This window comes from Nocardia sp. NPDC049149, assembly GCF_043197455.1.
In the GTDB taxonomy this organism is placed as follows: Bacteria; Actinomycetota; Actinomycetes; order Mycobacteriales; family Mycobacteriaceae; genus Nocardia.
Genome location: NZ_JBICTD010000001.1, coordinates 99,646 through 112,925 on the forward strand (window position 1 = coordinate 99,646; position 13,280 = coordinate 112,925).

Sequence of the window (13,280 nt, forward strand, 5' to 3'; positions counted from 1 at the left end):
CTCGCCCATGCGAGTCACCCTAACGTCGTCGGTCCTGGTCACCGCTTCGGCGTGACCCCCATCAGGGTGGCCAACTGCACGGCGATCGGATTCATGTTCAGCTTTTCCGGATCGGTTTTCGGGGTGGCGTCCCACGGCTGCACGATGCTCGGATCGGCGAGCTCGGCCCGCTCCCCGCCGCGTACCGCGGTCGGATTACCAAACGGCACAAGGCATTTGGCGTCCTTGTTGAACGGGAACTCGTCGCGGGTGTCGTCGAAGTCCGGGTTCTGCGCCTTCATCTGTTCGAGAATCCGCTGGGTTCCCTCGTAGCCGACGGTACAGGCAGGCGGATTGTTCGCCTCGAGCACCAGACCGAAATGGCTGGTGCCGTCGCCGGGCGCGGTGGCCGAACCGCCGATGGACAGGTGCGGCAGCATCTGCAACAGCGGCTTGAGCGCGTAGAACTTCGGCGAGATGGTCAGCAGCAACTGACGCAGGTTGGCGAAGTCCTGGGTGAGCGCGGGGCCGCTCTCCTTGACCAGCGCGCCGATCTGCTGGCCCGCATCGGTGCCGGTGCCGATCAACCTGCGGATATCGGGGTCGCTGGAACGCAGCTGGGCGCTCAATTTGTCGAGGCCGTCGCTGAATTCGCGGATGGCGCCGGACTGCTCGGCCTGGGTGCCGAGTGCGACCTTGCCGTCCTGGATCAGCTGAATCGTTTGCGGCAGTGTGTCATTGAAGGTGGTGGTGAAATTGTTCAGCGATTCGACGAAGACCTGAAGATCGTCGCCCTTGCCGTCGAAGGCCTTGCCGAGCTCGCGCACCGTCGTGTTCAGCGCCTTCAGGTCCACCGAGCGGGTGAACGTGTCGACGCTGGCGATCAGCTGCTGCACCGGCACCGGCGTGGTCGCCGAGGAGATCACCGAATTGTCGCGCAGGTACGGGCCGGTGTCGGTGTCGGGCTGCAGATCGACGAACTGCTCACCGATCGCGGAACGGTTGGCGACAACGGCTTTCGCGGACGCGGGAATCCTCGGCGAATCCGAATCGATGACGAGGTTCATCACGACACCGTCGCCGGTGAGCTCCAGCGTGCCGACCCGGCCGACCGGAACACCACGATAGGTGACCTCGGCGCCCTTGTAGATGCCACCGGTCTGCTCGGCCTGCACCTTGACGGTGTACTGGCCGAATCCGATCATGTGGTCGAGCCGTATGTACTTGGCGCCGACGAAAACAACGCCAACTACCGCAAGCACGGCAAACGCGATCAGCTGCCAGCGGACCAGACGAGTCATCGGGGACCTCCCGGTTGCGGCGCGACACCGAGTTGCTCGAGAATCGCGCCGACCGGATTGGGCGGCACTCCCGGTGCGGGCGGCTGCGCCATGTTCGGCGGCAGCGGCAGGATCGAAATCGTCGGCCAGCCAGGGCGCGGGCCGTTGCCGTTGTAGTACGGGTTGGTCGGATTCACCGGCACCGGCGGGCCGACCGGCGGGATGTACACCGGATCCGGTTTGCCGACACCGAGATTGCTCAGCGTGACGCCGATCTGCTGATCCACCGAGAGCCAGGTGTTCATCTGACCGCCGAAGGTGCTGGCCAGCGACGAATCCGGGAACGGATAGGTGGGGATGAGCGGGAACGCGGTCACCAGATCCGGTGCGGCCTTGCCCAATTCCTGCAACGTCGGGCGCAGCGAGGTCAGGTCGCGGATGAGCTCGTCCTTCGAGTGATCGAGCACATCGAAGCCCGCCTGACCGACCCGATCCAGCTGGCTGAGCAGCCCGATCAGCTGCGGGCGCTGCTGCTCGAGGATCTTGATGCCCTGGGGCAGCTCGTCGAGGATCTTGCCGATCTGTTCGGTCTGCCTGCTCACTCGGCTACTGAGCACATCGAGACCGTCGAGCGCCCTGGTGATGTCGTTGACCTGATCGTCGAGGCCCTTGATCAAGATGTTCGCCTGGTCGAGCAGCGAGCGCACCCGGTCCTCGCGACCACCGATGGCCTTGTTCAGTTCGGTCACGATCGGCTGCAGCTGAGCGACGCCACCGCCGTTGAGCAGCAACGACATCGCGCCGAGCACCTGCTCGATCTCGGTGGCGTGCCTGGTCCGGTCGACCGGGATCACCGCGCCGTCGCTGAGCTTCTTGGCGTCCGCGTCGGCGGGCGGCTTGGACAACTCGATGAACTTCTCGCCGAGCAGATTCGACTGGCGCACTTCGGCACGCGCGTTCGCGGGCAGGTTCACCGTCGAGCTCACCACGGTGCGCACGGTGGCGGTCCACTGGTCCTTGCCGATGGTGATGTCCTCGACGCGACCGACCGGAACGCCCTCGACCTTCACCGCGGACTGCGGCACCAGGTCGAGCACGTCGTCGAACTGGATGTCGATGCGCATCGGGTGCGCGCCCACGTCGGCGCCGCCGGGCAGCGGCACGCTGTAGATGCCGTCGGACGCGCACGAGGCGACCAGCGCCGCGCTCACCCCGAACACCAGCGCGGCACCGAAACCTCGTGTGACGGAACGGATTCGGGTACTCACCGCGCACCTCCCTGAGACGGTGGCTGCTGATCCGACGGCGTGCCTGGCACGGTGCCTGGCACCGGAGCGCGCTGCTGGTTCTCGTTGCTGAGGATGCCGAACGGCAGGATCAGCGTCGGCGTCTTCACGCCTGCGGTGATCTGGTCGGAGATCTCCTTGCAGTGCTCCAGGATCGGGCGCATCTGCCTGCCGAGCGCCTCGAACTGCGGATCGCCCGGCCGCAGCTTGGCCACGTCGATCAGCTTGCACATGACGCCGAACGGGTCCTGCAGGTCGGTGAAGTTGGCGCGCATATCGAGCGTGCCGGATTCGGCGTTGTGGATGTTGACCAGGTTGCTCAGCGCCACCGGCAACACGGGCAGCAGTTTGGCCAGATCGTCACGCTGGTCGGCCAGCGTCTTGGTGAGGGTGACCAGCCCCTCGGCATTGCTGGCGATCAGCTCGCGGTTGTTGTCGATGAACCGCGCCACATCGCCGAGGGCGACCGAGAGCAGGTTCAACGCGGCGCCGAGATCGGCGCGCTCGTTGGCGAGGAAGCTGGACAGATCCGCGAGCTGCACGTTGAACTGCCGCACCTGCTGATCGTTCCTGGCGAGCATGGTGACGAAGGTCTGCAGATTCTTGACGGTGTCGAAGATGTCACCGCGCGCGTCGGACAGATAGCGCGCCGCCTTGGACAGCTGGGTGAGGCTGTTGGCCAGCGCCTCGCCGTTGCCATCGAGATTCGCCGCGCCGGTGCGGACCAGGTCGTTCACCGCGCCGTCCTTGTTGGCGCCGTTGGGGCCCAACGCATCCGAGAGCTCGGTGATGCTCTTGTACAGCTGGTCGACCTCGACGGGGGTGACGGTGCGGTCGCGCGGAATGGTCGCGGTGCGGTCCATCTTCGGCCCGCCGGTGTAGACCGGGGTCAGCTGGATGTAGCGATCCGACACGATCGACGGCGTGATCTGCGCCGCCCGCGCGCCGGCGGGCACGTCGAACTTGCGCTCGACATGCATCACGATCTTGACCTGATCACCTTGCGGCTCAACGGAATCCACTCGACCGACCGGAACACCGAGGATGCGGACATCCGAGCCCTCGTAGATGCCGACGGAGCGATCGAAGTACGCGGTGATCTTGGTGGTGGTCAGCCGATCGAACGTCCACCACAGCACGCCTGCCAGCACCACCGCGACGACCGCGACGAGCGCGATCGCGACCTTGGTGCCTCGACCTGAATTCCGCAGCGCCGTCAGCGGTTCGCCGCGCCAGTTCGCCGCCATGTCAGTTGCCTCCCATGGTGCGCACCGGCGGCCGGTCGCCGGGGATCTCCGGCAGCGCGGGCGGAATCAGGTTGACGATCACCGCGTCGAACCAACGTCCGGTGCCGAGGACGTTGGCGTAGATGCCGTAGAACGGCGCGGCGAGTTCCAGTGTTTTGGAGATGTTCTGCTGGTTGGCGTTGAGCAGATCGATCGAGCCGCGCAGGTTCTTCAGCGCGGGACCGATCTGCTCCTCGTTGTCGTGCACCAGCGCGCTCAGCTCCGACGCGACCGTCTTGGCGCCGGACAGCAACTGCGCGATCGACTGCTGGCGAATGTTGAGCTCGGCGAGCAACTGGCCACCCGACGCGAGCAGCCGCTCGAATTCGGCGTTGCGGTCGGCCAGCACCGTGGTCGTCTGCCTGGTCGCCGCGAACAGCTTCTTCAGTTCCTCGTCGCGCTTGGCGAGGGTTTCCGAGAGCCGGGCCACGCCGTCGATGGAGCCGCGGATCTCCGGTGGCGTCGTCGCGAACGCATCGGACAGCACCCGCATGCTGGTGGCCAGCTGCGCGGTGTCGATCTGATCGATGTTCTTCGCGGCATCGGTGAACGCGTCCACCACGTCGTACGGAGCGACGGTGCGCGACAACGGAATCCGCTTGCTCGGATCGGCGGTGCGCGACCCCTTCGGATCCAGCGCGAGGTACTTCTGGCCGAGCACGGTCTTGATCTGGATCGAGGCGGTGGTGTCGCTGCCGATCCAGGCGTTCTGGGTGCGGAAATCGACGAGGACCTTGTCCCGGTCCAGGCGCACGTCGGACACCGAGCCGACCTTCACGCCTGCGATGCGCACCTCGTTGCCCTTCTTCAGGCCTGCCGCCTCGGAGAATTCGGCCGTGTATTTGGTGCCCGCGCCGATGATCGGCAGCCGGTCGATGAAGAACGCCGACACCGTCACCAGCAACACGATGGCAAGACCGAGCACACCCATGAACGCGGGGCTGCGTTTGCCGAGCAGGATCCGATCGTCCATCAGCGGGCCCTCCCCTGGCAGCGCGGCGCGGCATTGGTGTACAGCGGCTGGTTGATCGTCGGCAGGCCCGCGGGCAGGTTGAGCTGCGGCGCTTCCACCGCGCCAGGCCCGACGACGATGTCGATGCCGCACAGATAGAACTGGAACCAGGAGCCGTAACTGCCGACGCGGCCGAGCTTTTCCATCTTGAGCGGCAGGTTGGCCAGTGCCTCGTTGACCTCGTCCTTGCGGCCGTTGAGGGTGCCGGTCACCTGGTTCAGGCCCGCGATCGAGCCCTGCAGCGTCGGGCGAACCGGGACAAGCAGATCCGCGGTCGCCGACGCGAGATTGCCGAGCGAGGTCACCGAGCGCCCGATCGTGTCCCGTTCCGCGGACAGACCGCTGATCAGCGCCTCGGTGTTCACGATGAGCTGGTCGAACTGATCGTCGCGCTTGTTCACGGTGTCGAGCACCGCGGTCAGGTTGCGGGTCAGCTCGCCGATCACCGCATCCTTGTCCGCGATCTTGTTGGTCAGGCTGGCCGTGGTGGTCACCAGATCATGGATGGTCCCCTGCTCACCCTGGAACACCTGGATGATCTCGAAGGACAGCTTGTTCACGTCGTCGGCGGTCAGCGTGCGGAACAGCGGACGGAAACCGTTGAAGAGGGTCGTCAGGTTCAGCGCGGGGCGGGTGTGGTCGAGCGCGATGGTGCCGCCCTTGTTGAGCTTGCGGCCCTGCTCGCCCGTGCCTTGCTCGAGCGCGATGTAGCGCTGGCCGACCAGGTTTCGGTAGCGGATGCTCGCCGTGGTCGACGCGGGCAGCCAATCCCGGTCGGTCAGTTGGAATTCCACCTCGGCGAGGCGCTTGTCGACGATCGCGATGTTGGTGACCTTGCCGACCCGCACACCCGCGATCCGCACCTCGTCACCCTTGTTCAGCGAGGTGACATCGGTGAAGCGGGCCTTGAAACCGGTGCCGCCGCCGCTGTAGTTCGCGATGGACAGGGCGAGCACCGTTGTCGCGAACAGCGTCACGACGACGAAGATGATCAACTTGGTCAGCGACCCACCCAGGCCGCGCAGCTGCTGCTTCATCGCACGCTCACCTCGCTGCCACGGAACGCGGGCGCGCCGACCCTGGTCACCCAGCTCGGCACCTGATCCGGCGAAACACCGTGCGCCGCACCGTAAATCGCGCCGAGCGACTGCCGCTCCAGCGGTGAACCGGCGAGCGTCGGCACCTGGCCCGCGGGGTAGACGCCGAACTGCGGCGGCGACATCTTGCCCGACTCCTGATCGCCGGGGTTACGGCTCGGCACCGCGTACGAACCGTCGCTGTACGGCCCGCCGGTGTACTGACCGGGATCGACACCCAGCGGGTACTCGGGAACGCAGAACGGGCCCTCGGTGCCGAGCCAGCGCGGCTCGTCCTGGTTGGGCAGGTATTTGCCGCGAGTATTGGTCAGCTCGATGCTCACCCGGGAACCTGGGTTCGGCTTGCCCTTGCCCATGATCTCGTCGATGCGCGGCTTCAGCTTCGCGAAATTCGCCATCGTGCACGGGAATCCGGGCGAGTAGGTGGCGAGCAGCTCGAGCGCGGGCCTGGAGTCGATCGCCACGTCGATGAAGTTGTCGCGGTTGGCGACAAGGAAATCCGCGGTGTCCGACGAGGCAGGGGTGAGCACGGCGTAGAGCGAGTCGATGTCCCAGCGCCGCTGCACGATCGTCGCGTTGGTGGTGCGCAGGTTGTCCAGTGCCTGCACCAGCTGCGGCGCGGCATCGGAGTAGGTGGCGGCCACCTCGGCGAAGCTGCGCAGATCCTGCTGCAGGTCCGGCAGCACGCCGTTCACCTGACGGAAGATGTTGTCCAGCTTGTCCACACTCTCGCCGAGCGCGAGGCCCTGGCCGGACAGCGCCTGGGACAGCGAGCCGAGCGTCGCGGCGAGGTCCTGCGGCGGGATCGCCTGCAGCAGCGGCATCAGGTCGTCGAGCAGCTTGCTGAGCTCGATCGCGTTGCCGCTCTTGTCCTGGTGCAGCGTCACGCCGTCGGCCAGGTGCTGGGCACTGCGGTCGGCGGGGATGATCAGGTCGACGTAGCGTTCGCCGAACAGCGTCTTGGGCAGCAGCCGTGCGGTCGCGTTGGCCGGAATCTGCTCGGCCTTGTCCGGCTGGATGGCCAGGTTCAGCGTCACCTTGCCGTCGGTCGAGTGGCTGGAACGCACCTCGCCGACGGTGATGCCGCGGACCTTCACGTCGGCGTTCTTGGTCAGCGCGTTGCCGACGCTGTCGGTGACCAGATCGACGTCGACCGTCTTCGTGAACGCCTTGTTGTAGATCGCGATGGTCGTCCAGAGGAACAGCGCGACCACCACGAAGAAGGCGATGCCGAGCACTCGGACGCGCAACTTCGCGGTCGACCGCCAGGCCTGCACGCCGCGACTCATCCCGCCACCCGCACCGTTGTCGTCGTCCCCCAGATCGCCAGGCTCAGGAAGAAGTCGAGCACGTTCACCAGCACGATCGCCGCACGCACCGCACGGCCGACCGCGACGCCGACGCCCGCGGGCCCGCCGGTGGCGTGAAAACCGTAGTAGCAGTGCACCATGATGATCACGAAGGCGAACACCAGCACCTTGAGGAACGAATAGAGCACGTCCTCAGGCGGTAGGAACAAGCTGAAGTAGTGATCGTAGGAACCGCTGGACTGGCCGTTGAACCAGATGCTGATCATCCGGGACGCCAGGAAGGTGCCGAGCAGGCCGACGACGTAGAGCGGGATCACCGCGAGGAAACCGGCGATCACCCTGGTGGAGACGAGGAACGGCACACCGGGCACCGCCATCACCTCGAGCGCGTCGATCTCCTCGGAGATCCGCATGGCGCCGAGCTGCGCGGTGAAACCACAGCCCACCGTCGCCGACAACGCCAAAGCCGCGACCAGCGGCGCGATTTCCCGCGTATTGATGTAGGCGGTGAGGAAGCCGGTCAGCACCGAACTGCCGAGCGCGTCCAGCGCCTTGAAGCCCTGCAGGCCGACGACGACGCCGACCGATCCGGACATGAACACGATGACGCCGATGGTGCCGCCGATCACCGCGAGCGCGCCGCTGCCGAAGGTCACCTCGGCGAGCAGCCGCATGACCTCCTTGCGGTAGCGGACAACGGTGCGCGGAATCCACGCGATGGCACGCGAATAGAACGACATCTGGTGGCCCGCGCGATCGATCACCTTCAAGGGTGCGCGCACGACCTCGCCCGTGCGGCGCACGGACTTGGCGATGATCGGGTGACGGTACTGGGTGGCCACCGGTCAGGCGCCCTTGGCCGGGACGACCTGCAGATACACCAGGGTGAGGATGAGGTTGACGAAGAACAGCACGAGGAACGTGATCACCACCGATTGGTTCACCGCGTCACCTACTCCTTTCGGGCCGCCCTTGGGATGCAGTCCCTTGTACGCGGCGATCACTCCGGCGATCAAACCGAAGACCAGCGCCTTGATTTCGCCGATCCACAGGTCGGGTAGCTGGGCGAGCGCGGAGAACGAGGCGAGGTAAGCGCCCGGCGTGCCACCCTGCAACAACACGTTGAAGAAGTAGCCGCCGGCGATGCCGACCACCGAAACCAGGCCGTTCAGCAGCAGCGCGACCAGCGTCATGCCGAGCACGCGCGGGACAACCAGCTTGCGCACCGGATCGACGCCGAGCACCTCGAGCGCGTCGATCTCCTCACGGATGGTGCGCGAACCGAGGTCGGCGGCGACCGCGGACCCGGCGGCACCGGCGATGATCAGCGCAGTGACCACGGGCGCGGCCTGCTGCACGGTGGCAAGCACGCTCGTTGCACCGGTGAAGGATTCGGCGCCGAGCTGCTTGATCAACGAGCCGGTCTGCAATGCGACGACCGCACCGAACGGGATAGCGACGAGTGCGCTGGGCAGGATCGAGACACTCGCGATGAACCACGACTGCTCGATGAACTCCCGCCACTCGAAGGGCCGGCGAAACATCTTGCGCAAGACGTCGACGAAGAGCGCGAAGATGTTGCCGGCCTGGGCAAATCCCGACTCCAATGGAGTCCGCAATCGCGCCAGTGTGGAGTTCACGAACGCAGATGTTACCCGTTAGTTGTGTTGTGTCGAGTGGTGGTGTCGTACGCGCCGCCCTGGTAACTACCCAGGTCGCTGTTGTTGTACGCCATTACCTGCGTCTCGTCGTTCTGCTCAAGTGATTCACGAATCGCCACCTGGGCCGCGTGCGGCAGCGTGTGCATGATCTCGCGAACGCGCTCTTTGCGGCGCAGCACGGCCTGGCGCACCGGCATGCCGGGGGTTGCCTGCATCTGCGGGATGATGCCCTCGACCTCTTCGGCGCCGCCGTGGTGATGGCCTGCGTCGAACATCGCCTGCTCGCGCGCCATCTGGGCTTCGTCCTTCTCCTCGGACATGCCGATCGGACCCTGCATGCGGCCGTTGAGGAACTGCTTGACCACCGGCTCGTCCGAGGTGAGCAGCACCTCGCGCGGGCCGAACATGACCAGCTGGCGACGGAACAGCATGCCGATGTTGTCGGGCACGGTGCGGGCCAGGTTGATGTTGTGCGTGACGATCAGGATCGTGGCGTCGATCTGCGCGTTGATGTCGATGAGCAGCTGGCTCAAGTAGGAGGTACGCACCGGGTCGAGGCCGGAGTCCGGCTCGTCGACGAGGATGATCTGCGGGTCGAGCACGAGCGCGCGGGCCAGGCCTGCTCGCTTGCGCATACCGCCGGAGATCTCGCCGGGCAGCTTGCCTTCGGCCCCGAGCAGACCGGTCAGCTCCAGCTTCTCCATGACGATCTTCTTGATCTCGGATTCCGACTTCTTTGTGTGTTCACGAAGCGGGAACGCGACATTGTCGAAAAGATTCATCGAGCCGAACAGCGCACCGTCCTGGAACAGCACGCCGAAGAGCTTGCGAATCTCGTAGAGCTCCTTGTTGGAGCAGGTGGTGATGTCCGTATCGCCGATATAAATCGAGCCGCGTTCTGGACGCAGTAGCCCGATGAGCGACTTCAGGAAGACCGATTTACCGGTACCCGATGGGCCGAGCAGGGCGCTGACCTCACCAGACGGCAAAGTCAGGGACACATCCTGCCAAATTCGCTGCGAACCGAAGGACTTGGTAACACCCTCGGTCCTGACCTCGACGCCCACGCCTACCTCCACAATTTCTCAGCGAGCTGGCCCACCGGCGAACCGCGTGCTCGGTCCCGCGGTGTGTCACGTCACAGTGGGTCCGGCCACTGTATCCCATGACCCAGACGGTTCACACCCCTACCTGACTGAAGAGTAACCCCGTTTCACTCACTATTTCCGGATTGTTGGTGCAGGTCCGTAGAAATAGCAAACGGGCGGCCCCCCGGAGGGGACCGCCCGTCGGCGATTGCGGTCGGGAATTACTTGACCGAAACCTTGGCGCCGGCTTCTTCCAGCTTCGCCTTGGCGGCCTCGGCGGCATCCTTGGCGACCTTCTCCAGGATCGGCTTCGGGGCACCCTCGACCAGGTCCTTGGCTTCCTTCAGGCCCAGGCCGGAGACGATCTCACGGACCACCTTGATGACCTGGATCTTCTTCTCGCCCGCACCCTCGAGGATGACGTCGAACTCGTCCTGCTCCTCCACGGCGTCGACCGCAGCGGCAGCGCCACCGACGGCGGCGACGGCGACCGGAGCAGCCGCGGTGACCTCGAACTTCTCTTCGAACTTCTTGACGAAGTCCGACAGCTCGAGCAGGGTCATGCTGCCGAAGGTCTCCAGCAGTTCGTCAACGTTGGCCATGATTGTTGTCCTTTCGGTAGTTGTTGTCTGCGTGGGGCGTTCGCGCGCGAATCACCCGTAGCGGGTTATTCGGCGGCAGCGACTTCGCCACCGGCTTCGGCCTGTCGCTTCTCCAGCAGGGCGGCGGCAAGGCGAGCCACCTGCGATGCGGGAGCGTTGAACAGACCGGCGGCCTTCGCCATGTTGCCCTTCATCGCGCCGGCCAACTTGGCCAGCAGGACCTCGCGGGACTCCAGGTCGGCGATCTTCTCGACCTCGGACACGGACAGCGCAGCGCCGTCCATGTAGCCGCCCTTGATGATGAGCGCCTTGTTGTCCTTCGCGAAGGTCTTGAGGGCCTTCGCCGCGTTGACCGGCTCACCGCTGATGAAGGTGATCGCGGTCGGTCCGACGAACAAGTCATCCAGGCCTTCGACGCCCGCCTCGGCGGCCGCGCGCTTGACCAGGGTGTTCTTGGCGACGGAGTACGTGGCGTCGGCGCCGAGCGCACGCCGCAGCTCGGTGAGCTTGCCGACCGAAAGACCACGGTATTCCGTGACAACGGTGGCGGTCGAGCTCTTGAACTGCTCCGCGATCTCCTCGACCGCAGTGACCTTCTCGGGTTTTGCCATACTTCGCCTCCTCTCTGATGGTCGGTTCGTAGCGAACTACCGATCAGGGGGACGGCCACAAAACTAACGCCCCGGACGCAGGGCGTCTCGGGGCGCAAACAGGAATCATCGATCCAGGCCCATCACCCGGATCGGGTTCCCCAGCCTCGACTCTCCCTGCGTGGGCCGCCGGCAATGTGGCCGGACCTTCGACTGCACTCGAATGAGCGCAGCGACCAACGGTCTTCGGTAGAACGAATTGGGTAGTCATCGAACTTGTCGATTACTTCCGCCCACTGTACCTGGACCACTTGCCATCTGCCAAAACGGGGTGGGGGCAACGGAAATCGAGGCCATCGGGATCCCCATTCGTTATGACCTGGATCACAACAGAGTGGGCAATGTGTCCGAGATCGCCATCTTCAGCTGTTACCAACAGTGACAGTTACTGCTTGACTGCTGAACTATGGCCACCTCCATAGTCGATCCACCGGTGCTGTTGGAACGACCTTCCCAGCGCTACCTCGCCCTCGCCGTGATCTGCCTGGCCGAACTCCTGGTCATGCTCGACAACACCCTCGTCAACGTGGCGCTTCCGTCCATCGGGGTGCAGCTCTCGGCCGGTGTCAGCAGCCTGCAATGGGTTGTCGATGCGTTCACTCTGACCTTCGCCGGCCTGCTGCTGGCGTTCGGCAATCTCGGCGACCGCTACGGCCGCCGCCGCATCATGATGGTCGGCCTGGTCGGCGTCGCCCTCATGTCCGTCGCTGGCGCGCTGTCGGAGTCGATGACCCAGGTCATCGTCGCCAGGGCCGCGATGGGCGTGTTCGCCGCCGCGGTGTTCCCCGCCACCCTCGCCCTGATCATCAACATCTTCACCGAGCGGCGCGAGCGCGCCCTCGCCATCGCCGCGTGGACCGCGATCGCCGGCGTCGCCGTCGCCATCGGACCGATCTCCGGCGGCTGGCTGCTTGCCCAGTTCTCCTGGCATTCGGTCTTCTGGATCAATGTGCCGGTGGCGATCGTCGCGCTGATCGCGACCGTGAAATGGGTGCCGGAATCGCGCGCGGCGCAGGTCGGGCGGCTCGATCTGTTCGGCATCGTGCTGTCCATCGTCGGCATCACGCTGGTGGTGTGGGCGATCATCGAGGCGCCGCGCAACGGGTGGCTCTCGACGCTCACCCTCGGCACGGCCGCAGTCGGGCTGTTCCTGCTCGCGGCGTTCGTCGTCTGGGAATTGCGCACCAGCTCACCGATTCTCGACGTGGATCTGTTTCGCAACCGCCGATTCTCGATGCCCGCCTTCGCCATTGCCATCGGCTACTTCTCGATGTTCGGCTTCCTGTTCCTGATCACCCAGTACTTCCAGGGTGTTCGGGAGTACACGCCGCTCGAATTCGGCATCGCCTCACTGCCGTTCGCGTTCTCGGTGGGTCTCGGCGCACCGATCGCCACGCTGCTGGCCCAGAAACTGGGCACGACACCGGTGGTGGTGACCGGCCTGCTGACCATGGCGGTCGGGCTGTACCTGGGCGGGCAGGTGGACGTGGACAGCAGCTACGTCACCGACGTACTGCCCGCCATGATCTTCATGGCCCTCGGCCTTGCCATCACCCAGGGCCCGGCCACCGAATCCATCATGGGCGCTTTGCCATTGGACGAGGCAGGTGCCGGTTCGGCGGTCAACGACACCACCCGTGAGGTCGGCGGCACGCTCGGTGTCGCCGTCCTCGGCTCGATCGTGGCGTCCTACTACACGACGCGGATCGCGCCGCGCATCGACGCGGTACCGGCCACCATGATGACCGCCAACGAGAAAGAGCTGGTCAAGTCCAGCCCGATCAGCGTGCTGGAATTGCGCAAGCGCGAGCTCCCGCCGTTCTTCGAGAGCCAGCGCGAAAACCTCATCACCGCAATGAAATCGGCCGCGCTGCAGGGTTCGCACACCGCGTCCATGGTTGCCGCGGCGGCCGTGGTGGTTGCCGCCGTGATCGTCGCCCTGTTCTTGCCGTGGGGCGTGCAGCAGGGCGAGTCCGTCCTGCTCGGCTGGCGAAAGTCCGGCGCAGACGAATAACCCGTGCTGATTTCC

The 13,280-nt window shown here is 65.4% G+C and carries 12 protein-coding genes; 1 reads left to right on the top strand and 11 read right to left on the bottom strand.

Annotation, left to right across the window (positions count from 1 at the left end; translation table 11 throughout):
• Positions 1-38: 38 nt before the first annotated feature.
• From ACGFNJ_RS00470 to rplJ, 11 genes are all read right to left on the bottom strand, one after another.
• Positions 39-1,280: an MCE family protein gene (locus ACGFNJ_RS00470; protein ID WP_393441836.1), complete on the bottom strand. Its 1,242-nt coding sequence runs from the start codon at positions 1,278-1,280 to the stop codon at positions 39-41.
• On the bottom strand, positions 1,277-2,527 hold the full coding sequence (locus ACGFNJ_RS00475) for an MCE family protein (protein WP_393441838.1): 1,251 nt from the start codon (positions 2,525-2,527) through the stop codon (positions 1,277-1,279). Before ACGFNJ_RS00475 ends, ACGFNJ_RS00470 begins: the two co-directional genes overlap by 4 nt.
• The gene (locus ACGFNJ_RS00480) at positions 2,524-3,792 is read right to left on the bottom strand and encodes an MCE family protein (protein ID WP_393441841.1); all 1,269 of its coding nucleotides are present in this window, start codon (positions 3,790-3,792) and stop codon (positions 2,524-2,526) included. Before ACGFNJ_RS00480 ends, ACGFNJ_RS00475 begins: the two co-directional genes overlap by 4 nt.
• 1 nt (position 3,793) lies before the next feature.
• Positions 3,794-4,804: an MCE family protein gene (locus tag ACGFNJ_RS00485; protein WP_393441844.1), complete on the bottom strand. Its 1,011-nt coding sequence runs from the start codon at positions 4,802-4,804 to the stop codon at positions 3,794-3,796.
• Positions 4,804-5,880, bottom strand: a complete 1,077-nt coding sequence (locus tag ACGFNJ_RS00490; protein WP_393441845.1) for an MCE family protein — start codon at positions 5,878-5,880, stop codon at positions 4,804-4,806. Before ACGFNJ_RS00490 ends, ACGFNJ_RS00485 begins: the two co-directional genes overlap by 1 nt.
• Entirely contained in the window at positions 5,877-7,229 is a 1,353-nt protein-coding gene (locus tag ACGFNJ_RS00495; RefSeq protein ID WP_393441847.1) for an MCE family protein, read from the bottom strand. The genes ACGFNJ_RS00490 and ACGFNJ_RS00495 overlap by 4 nt, the downstream gene beginning before the upstream one ends.
• Positions 7,226-7,990 carry an MlaE family ABC transporter permease gene (locus ACGFNJ_RS00500; protein ID WP_393443666.1) on the bottom strand — a complete coding sequence of 255 codons (765 nt, stop codon included), beginning with the start codon at positions 7,988-7,990 and terminating at the stop codon, positions 7,226-7,228. The genes ACGFNJ_RS00495 and ACGFNJ_RS00500 overlap by 4 nt, the downstream gene beginning before the upstream one ends.
• A 105-nt stretch (positions 7,991-8,095) precedes the next feature.
• A complete protein-coding gene (locus ACGFNJ_RS00505; RefSeq protein WP_245745736.1) occupies positions 8,096-8,794 on the bottom strand; it encodes an ABC transporter permease in 699 nt (232 codons plus the stop codon).
• A 107-nt stretch (positions 8,795-8,901) separates the two neighbouring features.
• The gene (locus ACGFNJ_RS00510) at positions 8,902-9,978 is read right to left on the bottom strand and encodes an ABC transporter ATP-binding protein (protein ID WP_393441849.1); all 1,077 of its coding nucleotides are present in this window, start codon (positions 9,976-9,978) and stop codon (positions 8,902-8,904) included.
• Between the two features lie 242 nt (positions 9,979-10,220).
• Positions 10,221-10,601, bottom strand: a complete 381-nt coding sequence (rplL, locus tag ACGFNJ_RS00515) for a 50S ribosomal protein L7/L12 (protein WP_069160568.1) — start codon at positions 10,599-10,601, stop codon at positions 10,221-10,223.
• A gap of 65 nt (positions 10,602-10,666) precedes the next feature.
• The gene (rplJ, locus tag ACGFNJ_RS00520; RefSeq protein ID WP_393441852.1) at positions 10,667-11,212 is read right to left on the bottom strand and encodes a 50S ribosomal protein L10; all 546 of its coding nucleotides are present in this window, start codon (positions 11,210-11,212) and stop codon (positions 10,667-10,669) included.
• 445 nt (positions 11,213-11,657) lie between these two features.
• Here rplJ and ACGFNJ_RS00525 point away from each other — a divergent pair, with 445 nt between their 5' ends.
• On the top strand, positions 11,658-13,265 hold the full coding sequence (locus ACGFNJ_RS00525; RefSeq protein ID WP_393441855.1) for an MFS transporter: 1,608 nt from the start codon (positions 11,658-11,660) through the stop codon (positions 13,263-13,265).
• Positions 13,266-13,280: the final 15 nt, after the last annotated feature.